Here is a 20,342-nt window from a genome sequence, read left to right on the forward strand (position 1 = left end):
AAACTGTCCGCCCCCTACTTGTAGAAACATGTTTGAGGCTAGTTGGGACGTAGATCTCGTATAACAAGCGAAGCTATGACACTACATGGAGGACTGGGGGTACTGGTTAGTACGTAGAGGAGGAAAAAACGATGAATCCAGTAGTTGGTCTGGATGTGGCAAAGGGAGAGAGCCAAGTTCAGGCATTTTTAAATAAATCAAAACCGTATGGGAAGAGCTTTTCAATAAAGCATACTAGAGAGGAATTAGATCATTTTATCGGATTTTTAAAAGAGATCGAAGAATGCCTATGATCAATTTAGAATCTACAGGGCATTACCATACGCCCGTTATTCAATACTTGGAGGAACAAGGGGTTCTATATATCTTACTAAATCCCATTATTTCTTATCAGGCAAAGAAGTCTAGTTTACGAAAGGTAAAAACAGACTCAATCGATGCGTACCAGTTGTGTGTGCTGTATTACAAAGAGGATTTTGAACCTCATAAAATTAGAGGAATTAAGCTTTTAGACCTTCGGAATTTGTCAAGGCAACAGGAAATCGTAACGAATATGTATGTGGAAGCTAAACTTCAGTTTCATACTATTTTAGATCAAGTGTTTCCTGAATACCGAAAAGTTTTTGGCGATTTATTTTCAAAGGTTTCATTATTGATGTTAAAAGAATACCCTACTTCAGAGACGGTATTAACAGTCGGGGAAAATAAACTAGCAGAGAGTGTAATGGAGTTCTGTCCTAGCCGATCTGGTCAATGGGCATGGGAAAAGGCCAAAAAAATAATGGATTCCGCATCTCGAAATCCATTTCGAACAAGCGTGTATCAAAGTCACTTAATTAATCTGCGTATGTATATGGAGTCGCTTTTTCATTACCAGGGACACCTTTCTGATTTGGAAGATCGTATAGTTGCCCTGGCAAATGAAATGGAAGAATATAAGATGATCCAATCGATTCCTGGTATAGGAGAAAAAATCGCAGCCACGATGATCTCTGAGATTGGTGAAATCGATCGGTTTAATCATCCGAAAAACTCGGCCTACGCTGGATTCGGCCCTAGTGTTCACTCATCAGGTAAGTTTACGGCAACCATTAATCGTATTACAAAAAGGGGTTCGAGTAGACTACGTCAATCCCTGTATCTTGCCGTTTTATGCGGGATAAGGAGTTCAAGAAACAAAAAGCTTAAAGCGTTCTATGATAAGAAAAAGTCAGAAGGAAAGCCAGCCAAAGTGGCAATCGTTGCCTGTATGAATAAACTTCTTCATTGGATTTACGCTTTATTAAAGAGAAAAGAAATGTTCCTAGATTTAACCTAATTAACGGTTTTGTGAAACGGAGAAGAATCCTTCCAAAAGGGCTTTGGAGGGCTATTTGTCATGACCAAAAATAGTATATCATAAGGGAAATGAAAATTTTAGAGAAAGATATTGACATCCTATTAGCTGGTTTAATTCAACAACGCGATCACCAAATTGGTGGTCTTTTCAATGTACGAAAATATACAAAATCATACATTTGAAAAAAACTTCTTCAACTAATAAAGCAGGATTGTTGAATAGGTGCCTGCCGATTTTTTAAAAAATACCATTATATGCTGAAATACAATGAAACGACGCGAGGTTTGTTACAAAGTTTAGGAGGTAACACTAATGAAACGAATGCCATTTGAACGTCCAACTGACTATTATGATGAACGTATATTTTCAATTGATGAACAAATTTGTTCTTTGTTGAAACAACGTAAAGAACTGTCTAACAACAATCCAGGTTTTCCACCTCTGGAAAATATCTCTCATTGGGCTGAAAAGTTCGGTCTGCATGAGGATTTATTAAGGTTATTATTTGGAGAACTGAGAAATGATGAAGAATTTCGGCCTCGTGTTGAACCTACTGGATTTCAAAGAAATTTACCAATCTTAAAGTTAGTTGAAAAAGGAAAATATTTATATTCGGTACCATGTATTCGTCAATATGAAAATGCCAGCGTTGTAAATTTAGATATCCATTGGGATGCCACAAACGATTCTCATGGTGACACTTCTTGGTATAGATTTCTTGAATTATTTGTAGGAGATTATTATGATTGTCGAGTTACTGGAGGTGGTGGTTCAGAAGGGCATATCACCTACAATTTCATTGTGTCTCCCACCTTTACCAGACGATATATCAGGGTTTGACTTAGTTTTTAAAGAATTTAGTACCCCTTTTAAAAACAAACCGACTGGTCTTGAAATCGCAATGCATTTGGAATAAATTTCATTAACGGGTGCTATAGCGAAAGAAAAATTTGCATAAAACACCCCTTTTTTATGCAGCTACCAAGCTTCTTCAGAAGCCGATAATGTTGATTCATCAACCATGTGTAAAATCATGTATAAACGATAAAAATGAACAATTCGGAACCCCTTGAGCATCAGGGGGTTCCGAATTGTTCCACAGACGCCTCGTGTCTTTCTAATTATTGCGCTAAGCTTTCTGTCAATTGGTTTTCTTTCCACATGACTGTAATACCGAGGCCAATGACCATAATTACGGCAGCGAAAAGATATGGATAGTGGATGTTTACGTCAAATAGGATTCCGCCCATGGCTGGCCCGACGATAGTACCTAAACTCGTATAAGTAGAGTTCATTCCAGCAACAAATCCTTGTTCTTTCCCGGCAGCTTTTGATAAATATGTTGTTAATGCCGGACGAAGCAAGTCAAATGCAAGGAAGATAAAGCAAGCTACCGCCAACACTGCCAAAAAGCTAGAGATCATGGTGGACGCCATCGCCAATATTGCACCTATAATTAAACATAATTGGATTAGTTTCTTTTCACCGAGCAGATCTACCATTTTTCCAAACATAAATACTTGTACAACAACGCCGAAGATTGAGCTTATTGTAATAATAGCTGCAATGTCCTTCGGCGTGAAGCCGAATTTATGATCAGAAAATAGGCTAAAAACAGTTTCATATGCTGATAAACCGAAAGCGAGTACAAATACAATGATAAATGCAATAAAGTAAAGCGGATTAAGTGATCTTTTTAAATCGCCAATAAAGTTTGTTTGCTTTGTATTAGCAGAAATTTCTGCAAGCTGTTCCTTTGTAAGCGGCTCTTTTAAAATAAAGATTGATGAAATGCATGCTAAAAAAGCAATGGCTGCTGCAAAGAAGAAGGGCAAGCGCATACCATATTCTGCAATAAAGCCACCGATACCAGGTCCTATAATAAAGCCAGTACTAATGGCGGCAGAAAGATAGCCCATCGCTTTTGGACGTTCCTGAACTGATGTAATATCTGCAACATATGCAGAAACACCTGGCATAATAAAGGCGGCACTAATTCCTCCTAGGATCCTTGATAGATAAAACACCGATACGTTCGTGCCTAAACCAAAGATAAGTTCTGAAATACCAAAAAGGAATAAACCGATGATGATGATTTTCTTTCTGCCATAACGGTCAACAAAGCGACCTGAGAATGGTGACATAAGCAGTTGTGCTACCGCAAATACGGCAACAAGATAGCCCATCGTACTTCCTGATAAATGCATGCTATTCATAAAAGACGGCATAACGGGGATGATGAGTCCAATTCCTAGAAATACAATGAATATATTGCTTAGAAGAATAATTAATACCGTCTTTTGTTCTTTAATTGGTTTCATCATGTATTATCTCCTCTTTCTATATGTATCATTGATGTGAAATACCTCTCCAAAATACTGTCCAAGAGGCTGCTAATTTAGCCTGCAGCCGTTTCTCATCATTGCCGTATACAAGCTCCAGCAAAATGGAATCGACTACTCCTAAGAATGCAAAGGTCGGCGTTATTGCTGCATCTCCGACGATTAATTTAGCATTGATCCAATCCTGAAATTTACTTTCCAGTATCGCCTGCATCTTTTCCTCAATATCTCTGACTTCCTGTTCGATTACTTTTTCAAGATGGACTGGCGGAAAAAAAGACATACGCAGCCAAAACTTTAACTGCTCATTTCTTTGGAAAAGATCGATGACCAATTGTAGATATCCGTATAAATCTTTTTCAGGATTTTTTGAACCAAATTTACTGAAATATTGGCGTTTTGAAGATAGCTCCGTCTCTTTCGCATCACGTAAAACTTGCAGAAAAAGATCATCCTTTCCTTTAAAATGGGCGTAAATGGATTGCTTTTTCATGCCGACTTCTTCAGCTATTTGAGCAAGGGATGCTCCTTCATAACCATGAATGGTAAAATATTTTAGAGCAGCCTCTTTAATTTCATTACTTTTCACTAATATCACCTCGATTTTTACGAACGTTCGTCAGTTATATTAGCAAATTAAATAAATATAATCAAGAGGATAATATATTTAGATATAAAAAAATTTTAATCTTTTAATGTTAAATAAATATTGTAATACAGATTATTATGTCAGTTTTCGACTTATATAATTACAAATTATAAGAGGTAGCATAAGCAAAAAAGTACAGACCTTAAATCATTTTTAGTTTATAGAAAAGTATTTGCAGCAAGGTAAGTATAAAAATCTTCAACAATCGGGTGCATTAATTAAACAAGCACCTAAAAGGATCTTTGACCGGAAGATCCTTTTTCATTGACGATAAATTACTTTATGTTAACTGAAAATGTATAGCATATTCATAAAAAAAGAAAATTAAACCATGTCTTGCTCTATGAGAAGGTATAACTTCGAGGTCGTATTGAACATCAAAGAAAGATATGAAATAATCTTATTAACTATTAGGAGGGATTTAAATGACATTACTTTCAGAGATTTTTGAATACAATAAACAATTTGTTGAAAATAAGGAATATGAAAAATACGAAACGACTAAATTTCCTAATAAAAAAATGGTTATTCTTACATGTATGGATACTCGCCTTGTTGAATTATTGCCTCAAGCGATGAACCTTAAAAATGGTGACGTAAAGCTTATCAAAAATGCAGGAGCAATCGTTTCACACCCATTTGGAAGCGTGATGCGAAGTATATTAGTTGCAATTTATGAGCTTGGAGCAAAAGAAGTCGCCATCGTTGGGCATCACGGTTGTGGGATGAAAGGGTTAGAACCTAATTCTTTCTTAGAAAAATGTGGACAGGCCGGATTAGATGAAACAATCATAACAACTTTAATTAATGCAGGTATTGACATCAAAAGTTGGTTAACAGGATTTCAATCGGTTGAAGAAAGTGTCGAACAAAGCGTTAAGATGGTCAAAAATCATCCAATGTTCCCTAAAAATATTAGTGTCCATGGACTTGTCATCTGCCCAGAAACAGGAAAATTGGATATAGTAGTAGACGGATATGAGAGTTAATTGGTTGAAAGAAAAATCTTTCTTATATCCTGTTATTTAGCTCATACTACGGATAAGAGCAAAACAGTTACGAAGTTTAAAGATAATATGTTAAATTAACTTCCTACATCGAAGATTATGTGAACACGAATACCCTCCAGATCACTTAGCTGGAGGGTATTTTTGTAGGCTCATAGATACATTGAATTCCGATAAAGATGATTATGTAAACTCTTCTTAATAAAATAAGAGGAGTTTTTTACTTATTCAATTAAAGGGCGCAACTGTGGAGGATCACAGGTAGAAAATGATCAAACTTTTTTATAAAAGAATGATTCAATTGAAAATAGAAAGATCGTGTTTTGATCAATCTTTTTTCAAAACACGATCTTTCTATATGTTCGTTTATCAAGGTAATTGATATCAATTTGATCAAACTTCATTCTAAAGCAATAGCTTAGGCTATAAAAGCATGCTTATAACGAGGTTTATCTCTTAATGGTCTAGAGTTTTGTGTCACTCGACAATAATCAATCATTTCATCCCCGAAACCTGTAAAGAATCCCTCCAAAATTTCACCAATATAGATACATAAACAGGATCATATTAAAAATAAATTTACTATATCTGTTTCAATATGAATTAATAATAAAATTCCCACCCCTCATATCCCTATTTGTGGAAAAAAAGAATGTTTATTGTAAATTATCGGGTATAAATATGCTTTTCTCCGTTGTTTTTTCTTTATTATCCCATTTATGTAGTGAAATCGTCCCGTCTATGTAGCTATAAGATCCCTCTTATGTACTTATTAAATCCCGGATTTGTATTGATTTATCCCGTTTATGTAAGTTCTTATCCCTAAAAAGTAGTTTAATAGAGCTTATACTACTTGCTATCACTATCTTCTTCTATGTCCTAAACAATAAAACAAAATAAAACAAAAAAAACATATAAATAATATAAACATGCTCTACCAAATCCCGTATAAGTAGTTATATTACAGTTTCATAACTTCTCTTGTTTATTCTAGTTATTTTTAAGTGTATTCGTTACACATATTACTATGTGAGAGGAGGATTAGATATGACCAGCCATATACCAGAACAGTTAACTTTGGATGAAGAACTTTTTCAAGCGGATATAAAACCTTATTATTGGGTGAATCAATCAAATAATCTTATTAACCTCACTCAAGACCTAACATTAACAGAGCGGCGGCTTGTCTATTCCTTAATCGCTTTAGTTCAACCAGATGATCATGATTTTAAAACCTACATAATTTCCATAAAAGACTTAGCAGATTTAATAGGTTTAAAGGGAAATAGTTTTCATGAGCGAGTTGAGTCCGCAATAGATGGACTGATGAAAAAACAAATTATTTTACAAACTGGAGAAGGTAAACATAGTATTGTTGATAAAATTCAGTGGGTACAAAGGGCAACCTATATAAATGGATCAGGATAAGTAAGAATCAAGTTATCTGACGACTTAGCAGCATATTTACTTAGACTAAACAGCTATACAAAATACAGGCTTATGAATGTATTAAGACTTACTAGTGATTATTCTTGGAGAATATACGAACTTCTAAAAGAAGATGAGTGGAAATCTAGAAAAGTCACTTTCGGTAATACTCATTGGAAATCTTATCGAATTTTAAAAGTCGAAGAATTAAGACGTATCTTGAATATTCCTGATAATAAACTAACAACTATGAGTAATTTTCCAGCTCGGGTAATGGATATAGCAAAAAAAGAATTAAACGACAAAACAGACCTATATATTGATTATGATGTTCATAAGAAGGCTGGAAGACGTATTGACAGTTTTATATTTTACATAAATCAAAACGATAAAAATAAAAATTATAATATTGACTCTGTAGCCAACGATATACAAAGCATTTTTTATCAGTTGATCCGAAATGGAATACGCCGAGAAAAAGCAATGAGTATTATTAATGAGTATCATATTGAATATTTAGAAGCGAATCTTCGTTATGTTTTAAATTTAGGTACTGTTGACAATTTGGCCGGTTATTTAGTAAAAGCAATTTCAGAAGGCTTTGCTGATTATAATGGTCCTATTAAAAAGGAAGAATCAGAGCCACTTCATGATTTATTTTTGAAAAATGTAGATCAACGTTTGAAACAGGTGACGGATAAAGATAATCATTATTTAAATGAAACGGTCAATTCCTTTATACAAAAGCTTCAATTTAATCCCGAATATGATATTAAACAGCTTAAATTAGAACGTGAACAAGCTTTATATAATGTCTTTGAAATGATTGATAAAGAGCGGAGGAAAAAGGATCATCCACCATTACTTGAAGATGGTATAACTCATCCTACTGCTAAAGAATTATTTAAATCATGGCAACTAGATAAAGAAATTACTATTTATTAGCATCTGAGGATTCTAAATCTCTAAAAGTTATTTCGTATAAGATTCAGGTAATAAAATCTTAAACTGAAACGGCAACGTTAGAGCAATAAGAAATATTCGAAACTTTAGCGGCGGCGATGCTCGACTAAATCGATTGCTCCCTAATACCACATGGGTCAAACCAAATCCAAAAATCGAACCTGTGATCAACGGTTTCATGTATCTATTGTTCTGCAATTGAATCCTGTAGTTGTTACAGCTGTTCCAAGAACTGCCGGGATTAATCCTTCTCGTACGTTATCCATAAAACACGCCTCTCGTTAGTTGCTAAGATTTGATCTTATTTTTTGTTGAAGCTGAATTTTTTAATGAATTCAAGCTTACTATTGGTCAATTGACTGGGCATAAATAAAAGTGAATGGTGTTGATAGACAGCGTTTTTCTTATTGGGTTACACCAATGGTGGGGATTGGGACTAAAACTTAACTGCGAAAGTCGAGTATTATATTAAAGTTTGATAAAACAGCTTGCTAATCATGAAATAATGCAAGCTGTTTTTATTTAACAGTTAGTGTAAAATTGAGATAAGAAATATAGGTCGAAGCATAGAGGTGAAATTAGATGTTTGAACAAATAAATAGGAAAAAAGAGAGCTTAGATACCTTACGACCATTGCCAAAGTATACGTTAAAGAGTTTACGTGAAAAGCTATTGCTTGAATGGACATATAATACCAACGCTATTGAAGGTAATACATTAACAATGAACGAAACAAAGGTTGTGTTAGAAGGGATTACTGTCGGCGGTAAAACGATGCGAGAGCATTTAGAAGTCATTAATCATCGAGATGCGATTGCGTATGTTGAAGACATTGTGCAAAAAGGGGAGCAACTAACAGAATGGCAAATAAAAAATCTCCATCGACTAGTTTTAAAAGGTATTGATGATGATTACACAGGTGTGTATCGTGACCAACAAGTGTTTATTGCTGGAGCAAAGCATACACCTCCAGCACCTTATTTAATCAAGGAACAAATGGAACAGTTGATGAAGTGGTATGACATCGAGGCACAAAAGTTACATCCAGTGGAACGAGGAGCTATGTTACATGCAATATTCGTTGGTATCCATCCGTTCATTGATGGGAATGGGCGTACATCTCGACTTCTTTTAAATTTAGAATTGATGAAAGCAGGTTTTCCTGCAGTTGTTATTAAAGTTGAAAACCGATTAGCTTATTATGAAGCATTAGATAAATCTCATACAACAAAGGATTATCGTGATTTCATACAGTTGATCGCAAAAGAAGTAGAAGATTCACTAAATCTTTATTTAAGTGCTATTTCTTAAGATAATTGAGGTGTTTATTGGAAGTGAAAGCCTTGATTTTTCTACGTTAAGAGAAAAATCAAGGCTTTATTTATATCCAAATTGGGAGTAGTTTAATCAAGGTTATTAGCATCATTTTAATCAAACTTTATTACAAAGCTACAATTTTGACAGTTTACTTTGCCACTGGTTGCACGAACGCTGGTACTACCCCTAATAGGGGATGAACCGAAATCCATCCCCTATCAAATAGCATTTTTAAATCCGAATCAAAAATATTCGAAAAAATTTAAAAAATAATTGACAACCACTTTAAAAAGTTTTATAGTTATATCAACTTCTCTAAAAGAGAAGACGCTTACATGATATTATGATTTATTTTTGGCAATAAACACCAAGTGGAAGTCGTTTTAGACTTTATTATTTTACTCTAACTTGTTATAACGTTATATCCTTTTGGTATGAGGTATTTTTAAGAGAGATCAAACAAATATTAGGTTTAAAGCTTAGTTAAGCCAAAAATTATACCTCAACTTGTTATAACGTTATATCAACTTCTCTAAAAGAGAAGACGCTTACATGATATTATGATTTATTTTTGGCAATAAACACCAAGTGGAAGTCGTTTTAGACTTTATTATTTTACTCTAACTTGTTATAACGTTATATCAACTTCTCTAAAAGAGAAGACGCTTACATGATATTATGATTTATTTTTGGCAATAAACACCAAGTGGAAGTCGTTTTAGACTTTATTATTTTACTCTAACTTGTTATAACGTTATATCCTTTTGGTATGAGGTATTTTTAAGAGAGATCAAACAAATATTAGGTTTAAAGCCTAGTTAAGCCAAAAATTATACCTCAACTTGTTATAACGTTATATCCTTTTGGTATGAGGTATTTTTAAGAGAGATCAAACAAATATTAGGTTTAAAGCCTAGTTAAGCCAAAAATTATACCTCAACTTGTTATAACGTTATATCAACTACTTTTAATCGGATAGGTGAATGCTGTGAAACGTAACATAGACAAGGATTCGAAGGTGCCTTTGCACTTTCAGATCTATGAGGAAATTAGGGGAAAAATAGAAAATGAACAATTGCTTGCCGGTGACATGCTGTTGTCTGAGATAGAACTACAGAATCTATACGGAGTCAGCAGAATTACCGTCAGACGAGCCATGCAAGATTTAGAGAACGAAGGATTTGTAAAAAAATCGCAGGGAAAAGGAACGATCGTATGCACCCCGAAACATAGGTATGATCTTAAGCGGCTCACTAGTTTTAGTGAAGATATAACAAAACTTGGCGAAATTTCAAGCTCCATTATCCGGGAGTTCAACATTATAAAGGCCGATTTCAAGGTTGCTCAATCATTAAATATCTTAGAAGGAGATGAAGTGTATTATTTGGAACGAATCCGGTTATGTGGTGATTCCATCGTAGGTTTGCATAAGGCGTATATCAGAATGTCCAATGAGTTTACTCTAGATCCATCAGAGTTCAATGAAAAGACCTCATTATATGACACATTGAATAAGAAAGGAATCCTATTTAAATACGCCGATGAAGTTTTAGAAGCGAAAACACCGGACAATAAGCTGAAGAAGATTCTGGAGATGAAAGATAGCATCCCTATATTCTATAAAGAACGCGTAATGTATGATACATCTGGAATACCTATCGAATATGTAAAAATGTATTACCGTTCAGATGTTTATCAATATAAAGTAACCCTTGATGTATTCGATGACAATGAATAAGGAGATTTGTTCTTCAAACCTGTAGGACAAATATCCACAGCGGATGGCTATTTGTACATTATTCGTAACAAGGTTTGTGTAAATAGCCTAATAGTCGAGAAGGAGACGGTTTTATATGATTCAGGCAGCAGAAAGTGTTAGAAAGCTTTTGCCTACAGACGTTCAATCATTATTTGATGATATTGTTGAACAAAAAGTATTGGGCGCAAGTAATCACATTTCCATGATCGGTGACATGATTGAATCGATTGCATTGGACGGAAAACAAAATAAATGTAACGTCAGAGAAATTATAGAAAAAATTCAATCTGTCAGCCAATTTTTTATCAAAACAAGAGGTGAAGCAAGTCAGGCGGTTAGCAATGCCATCTTGCTGATGATAAACAACCTGGAAGGTCATTCAGGCAAATCAATCAATGAAGCTGTTGAAAAAATCATTAACCAAAAGAATGGTTACCTTGAATATAACAAAGAAGCCACATTAAAAGTTATTGACTACTCTAATTCTGCCGTCAAAGACATGAAAAATATTTTGGTTTATGATTACTCAAGTACTGTCGATAAACTTTTGAAAAGAATAGGCGAAAATGAGCAAACCTATACCATTTATATTCCCGAAAGTCGCATTATTGATGGTGGACTTCCTTATGTGAAAGTCTGCCAGGAAGCAGGTCATCAAATTAAGTTTTTCCCGGATGCTGCTTTGATGTATTACCTCAAAGAATGCGATGTCGCGCTAATGGGAGCGGAAACGTTCTTCCCGGATGGGACAGGCTTTAATACAACTGGCTCTGATATCGTTGGTTTAGTTTGTGACTATTATAAAATTCCATTGTATTTTATAACCCCTTTAATTAAATTGGATATTCGCCCGATTTATGGATATAAGAAAGTGTTAGTTGTCCAAGAATTAGAGAAGAAATTAACCGAAGATTGGCCGGATCAAAATCTTGTGGATAATATAGATTTTAAGGCTCCTGAATTACTTGGGGTAACACCTAAGCATATCACAGGGTTTATTACAGAAGAGGGAATTATCCCAGCAGATCAAATGTTCAATGTCAGCATGAATTACTATAAAAAGTTAGGAGGAGTGATTTAATGGCAACGTTCAAACCAAATTGTACCGTTTTATCGATGATTCAGCCGCCACCGCTTCCGGGAAGTTATCGACACACTGATCAAACAATTGATGAGATTGTGTATAATTCTTTAAAAGAAACCGAGATGGTGCAGGAAAATGGCTTTGATGGAATCATTATTCAAAATATGAATGATATGCCGATTAAGCAGCATGCTGAGCCAGAAGCAATTGCCTATATGACTAGAATTGCTTATGAAATTAGAAAAGAATTTCCTAACTTAACAATGGGTATTTTGATGAACTGGGATGGCGTTGCCGGATTATCTGTCGCCGATGCGGTGGGTGCAGACTTTGTAAGGGTGGAACATCTTTTTACCGGAGCGAATGTAACGAGCGCCGGTATTCTTGAAGCGCAATGCGTTGATATTGCCAAACTTAGAAAAAGAACCAGAACCAAAGTGCCGGTTTATGCCGATGTATACGAAGTCCATGGCGTGCCGCTAGGCCGTAAACCAATTGAAAATGCCGCATGGGAGGCTGTTCACGAGGCATTTGCAGATGGACTATTTATCGCAGGAAATAGCCCGGCTGAAAGCATTGAAATGATTGAAAAGATAAGAACCAAATTGCCTGATACTCCTATCTTCTTAGGCGGCGGAGCAACTGGAGATAACATTTATGAGCTGCTAAAATACTATGATGGCGTTTCGGTGGCCACATGGGTCAAAAAAGGCGATATGAAAAATCCAATTGATCCTGAACGATCTCGCATTTTTATGGAAGAAGCGAACAAGGCGAAGGAATTTCGAAATAACAAACAATAAATTTTGAGGCCTGACCCTCACTGCACTATAGCGTTACTGCATTGGTGGTCAGGCTATATAAGGGTATATATAATTTGAGTACCAGAGATGTTGGCGGAATATATTCGACGTTAAGCAGCCTTTATTCGTATGAAGTAAAAGTAAAAAGAAAAGGAGAAAAATTATGGTTGAAAAACAATATAAGGTTATTGAAGAAACAGGAATTCATGCTCGCCCCGCAACTGTTTTAGTACAGGCTGCTGGAAAATTTGATTCAAGTATTCAGCTTGAATATAACGAAAAGAGAGTAAATTTAAAATCGATCATGGGCGTTATGGCTCTAGGAATCGGCCAAGGTGCAGAAATCAAAATTATTGTTGAAGGTACCGATGAAAAAGAAGCATTACAAAGCATAGAAGAAACTTTAACGATGGAAGGTCTAGCGGTATAATGCGTTCTTTTACTGATAGAACACGGTTATTATTTTCATGCATTTTTATATTCTTTTCCTGATTCTGGTGGATATGTCGAGAGGGTTCGAGGTAAGGGAAGCTTTGTAAAAGGACCAAAGAGACATGAACTAAATAAACTAACTAGTTTTAGTGAAGATGTATAAAGGTATGGTGAAATTTCCCGTTCTGTTATTCGTGACTTCAAAGTCATGCCAGCTAGCCATAGGTTAGCTCAATTCTTTCAAATTCCAGAAGGGGGGATGTTTATTATCTTGAAAGACTCCGTATGAGTGGTCGTTTCATTGCTGGATTGCATAAAGCCTATATAAAGAAAAGTGATGCGTTGGTACTTGATGGTTCAGAGTTTGATGAAACAACATCACTTTATGAAACCTTAAGAAATAAGGGAGTAGATATAAATTTTGCTATGGAAAAACAAAGAATAGACCTGTAAAAGATATTATTACTGATATTAAATCAGTAACAAAGTATTTTATGGAAACTAGAGGACAGGCTAGTCAAGCTATTAGTAATGCAATTTTAATTATGATAAAGAATATCGAATCACATGAAGAAGAGCCTAGTGACGTCGCTGTTGAAAAGATCATTAACAGTAAAAATAATTACTTAACTTATAACAATAACGCAACAAAGAAAGCGCTTAAATATTCAATTGAATTAATAAAAAACAAGAAAAATATTCTAGTATACGATTATTCAAGCACCGTTGAAAAGGTCTTGGTAGAACTTGGGGAAAACGAGCAACAGTATATATTCCTGAAAGCAGAATTATTATTGGTGGGCTACCATTTGTTGAGACATGTAAAGAGGCTGGACATAAAATTAAGTTTTTCCCAGATGCCGCTTTAATGTACTACTTAAAAGAATGTGATGTTGCCTTAATGGGAGCTGAAACCTTCTATGCGGATGGAACGGGATTCAATACTACTGGATCAGATATCGTTGGCTTAGTATGTAGTTATTATAAAATTCCTTTATATTTCCTTACCCCACTAATTAAATTAGATATTCGATCTATATATGGACATTATAAAAACCTTAAAATTAGTGACTTAACTCACAAAATGACAGAGTATTGGTCGAACAAGGAATTGACAAAGGGTATTGATTTCACCGCACCAGAATTATTAGGCGTTAAAGCTAAACATATAAGGGGGGTGTTACAGAACAGGGTATTATTCCATCTGCCGTGAGTCAAGAATTTTATAAAGGACTGGGGTACTATTTAATGGGAAATTTATTTAAACCTGATTGCACAGTATTATCAATGATTCAACCCGATCCGCTACCGGGTAGTTACAGACATAGGGATCAAACAATTGATCAAATTGTTTATAATTCCTTAAAAGAAACTGAAATGGCATTAGAAAATGGGTTTGACGGGATTATCGTTCAGAACATGAATGACATGCCAATCAAACAAGAATCAGACCCTGAGGCAATAGCGTATATGACATGAATTGGCTATGAAATTCGTAAAGAGTTTCCGACATTAACAATGGGTATTCTAATGAATTGGGATGGTGTCTCTGGTTTATCAGTTGCAGATGCTGTTGGGGCAGATTTTGTAAGGGTCGAGCATCTCTTTACTGATGCAAACGTAACTAGCGCTGGAATCTTACAGGCCCAATGTGTGGATATTGCTAGACTAAGAAAAAGAATTAATACAAAAGTTCCTGTATATGCAGATGTGTATGAGGTCCATGGCGTTCCATTAGGAAGAAAACCGATTGAAGATGCAGCATGGGAAGCTGTTCATGAGGCCTAGATGGTTTATTCCTAGCAGGTAAGACACCTGAGGAAAGCATTGAAATGATTAAAAAGATCAGAAAAAAATTACCTGACACTCCTGTTCTATTGGGTGGCGGTGCTAATGGAGATAATATTTATGAGCTTCTTAAATATTATGACGGCGTGTCTGTTGCCACATGGATTAAGAATGGCGATATGAAGAATCCAATTGACCCCGATAAAGCTAAGTTATTTATGGCCGAAGCTAACAAGGCGAAAGAATATAAGAACAGAAATTAATCCTGTAAGGGAATACAAGATAAAGTTTGCTTTCCTTGAAAAATATAGGAAAAAATAATGTTGTCAAATACCTTCTGAGTGAAAAAAAGAAAAAAATTAAATATTATGGGAGCAGAAAAATTATGTTTACAAAACTTTTCAAGAAAAAGGAAGAAACACCCAAAATGATTGAGCTAAAAGCACATATGTCGGGTAATATAGTTCCGTTAGAAGATGTTCCCGATCCCGTTTTTGCAGAAAAAATGATGGGAGATGGATTGGCTATTGAACCGACAGAAGGAAAAGTTGTTGCTCCAGTTAAAGGTGAAATAGTACAAGTTTTCCCCACAAAACATGCTGTAGGGATCAAAACTTCAAATGGTGTCGAGGTCTTAATTCATATCGGGCTTGAAACTGTCGCAATGAATGGAGAAGGTTTTAAAGCACACGTTTCGGCAGGGGAAAAGGTTAACGTTGGTGACGTACTTTTGACATTTGACTTGGATTTGGTTAAACAAAAAGCAAAAAGTATAGTTACACCATTAATTATTACTAATACAGAAGTGATGACAAATATTGAAAAACCTTTCTGTTCAGGAAAAGTAGATGCATCCGAGGAGACAATACTAGTCGTTACGGTAAATTGATTCATTTATTTTCTAAGTAGTTTTTGATGTATTAACTAAATGAAATAATGCAACGCATAAAGATGTCTAGAGTTTTTCAAGTTTTACGAGATTCTTTTTTCTGACCTTATTAATATTGGTTCATTATAAAATCAAATGCTACTGTTGGAAAATCAGAAAGTCATCGTGAAACCCCGTTATAATATAGGTCGACCAAAACCACAATACGAAGGAAATTGACGATGACTCAAACTGATTCTAAATCAAAAGATTGCATACTTAAACATATTAACACTTATGACACCTAATTTAAAGGTAAGAATAGTTGAGTAAATAAGGAATAGAGACAAATTGTAAAGTTTGTAACCCTTTACAGTTATTGTGAATCTGTATATGTTTAACGAAAAAGATATAACATTATAACATTATCTAGGTGATGAAAATATCCCTAGATCTAATAAAAGGAGGGTTTTTTTATGGAGAAAACGGAGTCTTTAGAAAAAGAATTATTATCGTTAATGGGAGGTGCAGATAATATAGTGTCGGTGACGTATTGTGCAACACGACTACGTCCCACAGTAAAAGACCGTTCACTTGTTAACGTGAAGAAAATTGAAGCATTGAATGGTGTGTCAGGGGTTGTTGATAGAGATGCGGGATTGCAAATAGTGATTGGTCTCCATGTTAATGAGGTTTACGATGCATTTATGAAGGTCTGGAAGTCAAATGCATCAACTGATATTAACGATATGGCAGATACCTTGCAGACAGGTAATGAAAAACGTAATTTGTTTAATGATTTTATTGGGCTAGTTGTCAGTATTTTTTCACCGTTATTACCATTGTTAGCGGGTTCAGGGTTGCTTCGAGGATTTACGATTTTAGCTAATGAGTTAGGTTGGTTATCAACCGAGAGTACAACGAATTTAATTTTAACTCTAGCAGCAACTTCAGTGTTTTATTTCTTACCATTATTAGTCGCTGTTACAGCATCAAAACGATTTGACACAAGTCCGTATATTGCGATTGCTGTGATGGGTGCGCTGATTATGCCAGGTTTTATTGAATTAGTGCAAGGTGATGGTGGAAATACAATTAAATTTCTAGGTATTTCGATTCCTGTATTTAATTATACTAGTCAAATTATTCCGGCTATTTTAACTATTTGGGTACAGTCAAAAATGGAACATTTTATGAAAAAGAAACTACCAAACAGTCTACACATGATTGTGATTCCTACGGTATTATTAGTAATATTAGTTCCAGTTGTTGCGGGAATATTTGGACCAATTGGAAACTATGTAAGTATCGGTATTGCCAGCATGGTGGATTCGTTAGTAAATATTAATCAAATTGTTACTGGAGCGGTCATTGGTGGAACTTGGAATATCTTGATTATGTTTGGTGTACACTGGGCACCGAATACAATGGTTGTTATCCCTGAAGTTGCTTCAACAGGTAAATCAGCTTTGATTGCTTATGCTGCTACCGCAAATTTTGGTATGGCAGGTGCTGCATTTGCTATTTTCTTACGCAGCCGAAATCGGGAATTGAAGAACTTTTCATTAACTGCCATTACTTCTGTCATGTTATCAGGAATTGTGGAACCAGCAATTTACGGCTTAGGTGTGCGATTTAAGAGTCCATTAGTAGCAGGTTGTTTAGGTGCTGCACTTGGTGGTGCGTTTATGGGTGCATTTAACGTAGTAGGGAATGCATTTGTATTTGGTGGATTGACAACAATTCCTGCATTTGCGGGACCAACATTATGGCTATATATCGTTGGTTTAACCATTTCATTTATTGGTGGTATGGTACTAACATTGATTTTCGGTATAAAAGATCCAAAAGCAGAAATGTCTGCTTCTAAATAAATAGCAGTTTAAATACAGAAAGGATGTTGGAATTGAGTTTGAACTCAAAAATACAAGGAATTTTAGGACTAGCAGCAATTGGTGATGCTATGGGGGCAGCAACTGAAAATTTATCGTTTGATCAAATTCGTAAAAAGTTCGGTCAACCTGTAACAGAATTTAAAAAACCTGGAGAAACGGCATTTGCGCTAGGAAATGAAGCAGGACAAGTGACAGATGATTTTTCCCAAATATACTTTCTTTGTCAAGCTATTTTAAAAAATAACGGTGTTATTGAAAAAGATATTATCATTCAAGCTATTTTAGATTGGTCAGATGTTCCTTGGTATTTTGATCGATTTGCAGGACCTACAACTCGAAGTGCGGTGGCCATGTATAAAGATCCTTCATTAAAAATGAAGCCGTTACCAGGGTCGGCAGCTGTAGATTATGCATCAAAGGCCACAAATGGGTCGGCAATGAAAATTGCGCCAGCTGGAATTTTACATCCTAATGATTTGGAAGGAGCAATTGATGCTGCAATTACGATTACACAAGTAACACATGATAATAGCTTGGCGATTTCTGGTGCTTGTGCAGTAGCCGCTGCTATAAGTGCTTCTTTAGCACCCAATGCGACAGTCGAAGATGCTCTAAGTGCCGGATTTTATGGGGCCGTACGTGGTGAAACAAAGGCAAAAGTCATTTCTCGTGAAGTTGCAGGGCCAAATGTTGTAGAGCGTATCCGATTAGCGCTCGATATAGTAGATGGTGTCGGTACAAAAGAAGAAAAATTACGTCGGTTATCACAAGTAGTAGGAACCGGATTGCATATTTCAGAAGCTGTTCCTTCTGCATTTGGAATTATTGCTTTAAACAAAGACGATGCCCTACAAGCAGTGTTTGATGCTGTAAATATTGGATACGATACAGATACTGTTGCAACAATCGTTGGATCTATGGTTGGTTCGTTTGTTGATTTAACTGATGAAAGATTTATGCCTTTGTATGAGACTGTACAACGTGCTAATAATTATAACTTAGTAGAGTTAGCAAATTCATTAGCAAGTATGGTGAATAGTGATGAAAAAAAATAATATTAAATATTTGACGATTTCGAAGAATTAAAACAAAAGATCACCAATGGGGATTACCCCATTGGTGATCTTTTCCCAGCGGAGCCTGACTTACAAAAACGATATAATGTGAGTCGTATTACTGTAAGACACGCAGTTCAGTTATTGGTCGATGAAGGATATGTGCAACGGATTCAAATTAATCCTGATTTTGTCATAGGATGCATGTTTCTTCATCCTACATCTTATGCTGCAACCTGTGATCCAGACGATGTAATGGCACACCTAAAAAAACTTCAACAAGCATATATGTTTTTAGATGTTCATGTACGAGGAAAGTATCCTAATTCTTATTATAAATTTTTGCACAAAAATCAACTAGTCATTAAAACTTTGCCAGAAGATGAGATAATTCTGAAAGAGGGAACCGTTGATTACATTGGCTTTAGTTATTACTCTAGTTCTGTTGCAATCGCTAATCCAACAAAACAGGATAAGAGTCAGGGCAATGAGATTAGCGGTTACAAGAATCCTCTTTTACCAGCAAGTGAGTGGGGATGGCAGATTGATCCAGTTGGGCTTCGCATTACGCTTAACTGGTTATACGATAAGTATCAGATTCCACTATTTATTGTAGAAAATGGCTTAGGTGCAGTAGATAGAAATGAGGAAGATGGTAGCATACATGATCCTTACCGGATTGATTATTTGAGAAGACATGTGGAAGAAATGAAAAAAGCTGTATTAGAAGATGGTGTAGAAGTAATGGGTTACACTCCATGGGGCTGCATTGATCTTGTTAGTGCAGGAACTGGAGAGATGAAAAAAAGATACGGTTTTATCTATGTAGATAAAGATAACGATGGAAATGGAACATTAGATAGATATAAAAAGGATTCCTTTTATTGGTATAAGGAATGTATTAGAAGTAATGGGAAGAATATTTAACTGTTAAAGAGCGTGTTGCACAACTAACTATATGAGTTAGGGTGCAACGCGTACTTTCTTTTTAAGGAAAAATTAATAGGACATGATATGTCACTTAGTGCCCTTTTGATTATAGGGGTATCGCCACATGCCCATCAAGCTAAAGACGTAAATGACTAGATACGAAATAATTCTTGTTTCAAAACGAGCGAGTGATGGGAAAGTAGGCATACCAAAGAAGCCTATTAAAATACGATTTTTTTACTAGGCAGCTTGTCTATGTGTCTGTACCCCTATATGAAGGCGTTAAGAAAGGTGCTTATGTGGTTTCAACTGCTAAAGGTGAAGCAACGGGTCTTTTACTTGCAACTGGTTCTGAAATTTCATTAGCCATTGAAGCACAAAAAGAACTTGAAAAAGAAGGTATTCACGTCTCTGTTGTTAGTATGCCTAGCTGGGATCGTTTTGAACAACAATCAAAAGAATACAAAGAAAGTATCATTCCAAAAAATCTACCTGCTCGTATAGCAATTGAATTAGAATCTTTATTTGGTTGGAGGGAATACATCGGTGAATTTGGAGAGTATATACCGATTGATCATTTTGGATCATCTGCCCCAGCAGATAAATTATTACAAGAGTACGTATTTACCGTAGAAAACGTGGTTTGTAAATTCAAACAGATGGAAGAACTCATTAAGTAATTA

The 20,342-nt window shown here is 35.4% G+C and carries 15 protein-coding genes and 7 pseudogenes; 19 read left to right on the forward strand and 3 right to left on the reverse strand.

The features are described 5' to 3' along the window. The first annotated feature begins 131 nt into the window (after nucleotides 1–131). A pseudogene (locus AC625_RS09650) lies at nucleotides 132–1,318 on the forward strand (IS110 family RNA-guided transposase). Between the two features lie 333 nt (nucleotides 1,319–1,651). Further along, the gene (locus AC625_RS09655) at nucleotides 1,652–2,179 is read left to right on the forward strand and encodes a hypothetical protein (protein ID WP_342670987.1); all 528 of its coding nucleotides are present in this window, start codon (nucleotides 1,652–1,654) and stop codon (nucleotides 2,177–2,179) included. 281 nt (nucleotides 2,180–2,460) lie between these two features. Here the strand turns inward: AC625_RS09655 and AC625_RS09660 are convergent, their stop codons facing one another. Continuing rightward, a complete protein-coding gene (locus tag AC625_RS09660) occupies nucleotides 2,461–3,663 on the reverse strand; it encodes an MFS transporter (protein ID WP_049681115.1) in 1,203 nt (400 codons plus the stop codon). 25 nt (nucleotides 3,664–3,688) lie between these two features. Then, a complete protein-coding gene (locus AC625_RS09665; RefSeq protein WP_049681116.1) occupies nucleotides 3,689–4,270 on the reverse strand; it encodes a TetR/AcrR family transcriptional regulator in 582 nt (193 codons plus the stop codon). Nucleotides 4,271–4,755: 485 nt separating this feature from the next. Here AC625_RS09665 and AC625_RS09670 point away from each other — a divergent pair, with 485 nt between their 5' ends. From AC625_RS09670 to AC625_RS28345, 3 genes and pseudogenes are all read left to right on the forward strand, one after another. Further along, nucleotides 4,756–5,319 (forward strand): beta-class carbonic anhydrase, encoded by a 564-nt coding sequence (locus AC625_RS09670; RefSeq protein ID WP_049681117.1) that lies wholly within the window; start codon nucleotides 4,756–4,758, stop codon nucleotides 5,317–5,319. Nucleotides 5,320–6,384: 1,065 nt separating this feature from the next. Next, a pseudogene (locus AC625_RS28340) lies at nucleotides 6,385–6,882 on the forward strand (replication initiation protein); the annotation flags it as partial. A gap of 72 nt (nucleotides 6,883–6,954) precedes the next feature. Beyond that, nucleotides 6,955–7,710 carry a replication initiation protein gene (locus AC625_RS28345; protein WP_342671012.1) on the forward strand — a complete coding sequence of 252 codons (756 nt, stop codon included), beginning with the start codon at nucleotides 6,955–6,957 and terminating at the stop codon, nucleotides 7,708–7,710. Between the two features lie 104 nt (nucleotides 7,711–7,814). On the opposite strand, the pseudogene AC625_RS26645 reads toward AC625_RS28345, so the two are convergent. Then, nucleotides 7,815–7,994: pseudogene (locus tag AC625_RS26645) on the reverse strand (asparagine synthase). Between the two features lie 316 nt (nucleotides 7,995–8,310). On the opposite strand from AC625_RS26645, the gene AC625_RS09685 reads away from it, so the two are divergent. The 14 genes and pseudogenes from AC625_RS09685 to AC625_RS09745 form a co-directional block, all read left to right on the forward strand. Then, on the forward strand, nucleotides 8,311–9,039 hold the full coding sequence (locus AC625_RS09685) for a Fic family protein (protein WP_049681120.1): 729 nt from the start codon (nucleotides 8,311–8,313) through the stop codon (nucleotides 9,037–9,039). Nucleotides 9,040–10,033: 994 nt separating this feature from the next. Next, nucleotides 10,034–10,783, forward strand: coding sequence for a GntR family transcriptional regulator (locus AC625_RS09690; protein ID WP_049681121.1), 750 nt, complete (start codon nucleotides 10,034–10,036; stop codon nucleotides 10,781–10,783). A gap of 115 nt (nucleotides 10,784–10,898) precedes the next feature. Continuing rightward, nucleotides 10,899–11,885, forward strand: a complete 987-nt coding sequence (locus AC625_RS09695; protein WP_049681122.1) for an IF-2B domain-containing protein — start codon at nucleotides 10,899–10,901, stop codon at nucleotides 11,883–11,885. Continuing rightward, complete coding sequence (locus AC625_RS09700; protein WP_049681123.1) at nucleotides 11,885–12,691, forward strand: BtpA/SgcQ family protein; 807 nt, start codon at nucleotides 11,885–11,887, stop codon at nucleotides 12,689–12,691. The genes AC625_RS09695 and AC625_RS09700 overlap by 1 nt, the downstream gene beginning before the upstream one ends. Nucleotides 12,692–12,854: 163 nt before the next feature. Then, entirely contained in the window at nucleotides 12,855–13,121 is a 267-nt protein-coding gene (locus AC625_RS09705) for a phosphocarrier protein HPr (protein ID WP_049681124.1), read from the forward strand. A 287-nt stretch (nucleotides 13,122–13,408) separates the two neighbouring features. Continuing rightward, entirely contained in the window at nucleotides 13,409–13,576 is a 168-nt protein-coding gene (locus AC625_RS26650) for a hypothetical protein (RefSeq protein WP_156187488.1), read from the forward strand. Nucleotides 13,577–13,617: 41 nt separating this feature from the next. Next, nucleotides 13,618–14,336: pseudogene (locus AC625_RS27665) on the forward strand (IF-2B domain-containing protein). Nucleotides 14,337–14,410: 74 nt separating this feature from the next. After that, nucleotides 14,411–14,911: pseudogene (locus AC625_RS27670) on the forward strand (BtpA/SgcQ family protein). Between the two features lie 11 nt (nucleotides 14,912–14,922). Next, nucleotides 14,923–15,174: pseudogene (locus AC625_RS28165) on the forward strand (BtpA/SgcQ family protein); the annotation flags it as partial. Nucleotides 15,175–15,296: 122 nt separating this feature from the next. After that, nucleotides 15,297–15,800 (forward strand): PTS sugar transporter subunit IIA, encoded by a 504-nt coding sequence (locus AC625_RS09725; protein WP_049683662.1) that lies wholly within the window; start codon nucleotides 15,297–15,299, stop codon nucleotides 15,798–15,800. Nucleotides 15,801–16,255: 455 nt separating this feature from the next. Next, on the forward strand, nucleotides 16,256–17,653 hold the full coding sequence (locus AC625_RS09730) for a PTS transporter subunit EIIC (RefSeq protein ID WP_049681127.1): 1,398 nt from the start codon (nucleotides 16,256–16,258) through the stop codon (nucleotides 17,651–17,653). 23 nt (nucleotides 17,654–17,676) lie between these two features. After that, on the forward strand, nucleotides 17,677–18,729 hold the full coding sequence (locus tag AC625_RS09735; protein WP_049681128.1) for an ADP-ribosylglycohydrolase family protein: 1,053 nt from the start codon (nucleotides 17,677–17,679) through the stop codon (nucleotides 18,727–18,729). 6 nt (nucleotides 18,730–18,735) lie between these two features. Then, complete coding sequence (locus AC625_RS09740) at nucleotides 18,736–19,656, forward strand: family 1 glycosylhydrolase (RefSeq protein ID WP_082191017.1); 921 nt, start codon at nucleotides 18,736–18,738, stop codon at nucleotides 19,654–19,656. A gap of 275 nt (nucleotides 19,657–19,931) precedes the next feature. Continuing rightward, a pseudogene (locus tag AC625_RS09745) lies at nucleotides 19,932–20,339 on the forward strand (transketolase-like TK C-terminal-containing protein); the annotation flags it as partial. Nucleotides 20,340–20,342 lie beyond the last annotated feature (3 nt).

It is taken from the genome of Peribacillus loiseleuriae, from assembly GCF_001183985.1.
Taxonomy (GTDB): domain Bacteria; phylum Bacillota; class Bacilli; order Bacillales; family DSM-1321; genus Peribacillus; species Peribacillus loiseleuriae.

What these genes read in the sequence shown, in the direction of transcription:
- AC625_RS09725 (WP_049683662.1), top strand. Translation starts at nt 15,297, where the DNA reads ATGTTTACAAAACTTTTCAAGAAAAAGGAAGAAACACCCAAAATGATT.
- AC625_RS09655 (WP_342670987.1), top strand. Translation starts at nt 1,652, where the DNA reads ATGAAACGAATGCCATTTGAACGTCCAACTGACTATTATGATGAACGT.
- AC625_RS09730 (WP_049681127.1), top strand. Translation starts at nt 16,256, where the DNA reads ATGGAGAAAACGGAGTCTTTAGAAAAAGAATTATTATCGTTAATGGGA.
- AC625_RS09735 (WP_049681128.1), top strand. Translation starts at nt 17,677, where the DNA reads ATGTTGGAATTGAGTTTGAACTCAAAAATACAAGGAATTTTAGGACTA.
- AC625_RS09670 (WP_049681117.1), top strand. Translation starts at nt 4,756, where the DNA reads ATGACATTACTTTCAGAGATTTTTGAATACAATAAACAATTTGTTGAA.
- AC625_RS09700 (WP_049681123.1), top strand. Translation starts at nt 11,885, where the DNA reads ATGGCAACGTTCAAACCAAATTGTACCGTTTTATCGATGATTCAGCCG.
- AC625_RS09685 (WP_049681120.1), top strand. Translation starts at nt 8,311, where the DNA reads ATGTTTGAACAAATAAATAGGAAAAAAGAGAGCTTAGATACCTTACGA.
- AC625_RS26650 (WP_156187488.1), top strand. Translation starts at nt 13,409, where the DNA reads ATGAGTGGTCGTTTCATTGCTGGATTGCATAAAGCCTATATAAAGAAA.
- AC625_RS09705 (WP_049681124.1), top strand. Translation starts at nt 12,855, where the DNA reads ATGGTTGAAAAACAATATAAGGTTATTGAAGAAACAGGAATTCATGCT.
- AC625_RS09660 (WP_049681115.1), bottom strand. Translation starts at nt 3,663, where the DNA reads ATGATGAAACCAATTAAAGAACAAAAGACGGTATTAATTATTCTTCTA.
- AC625_RS09695 (WP_049681122.1), top strand. Translation starts at nt 10,899, where the DNA reads ATGATTCAGGCAGCAGAAAGTGTTAGAAAGCTTTTGCCTACAGACGTT.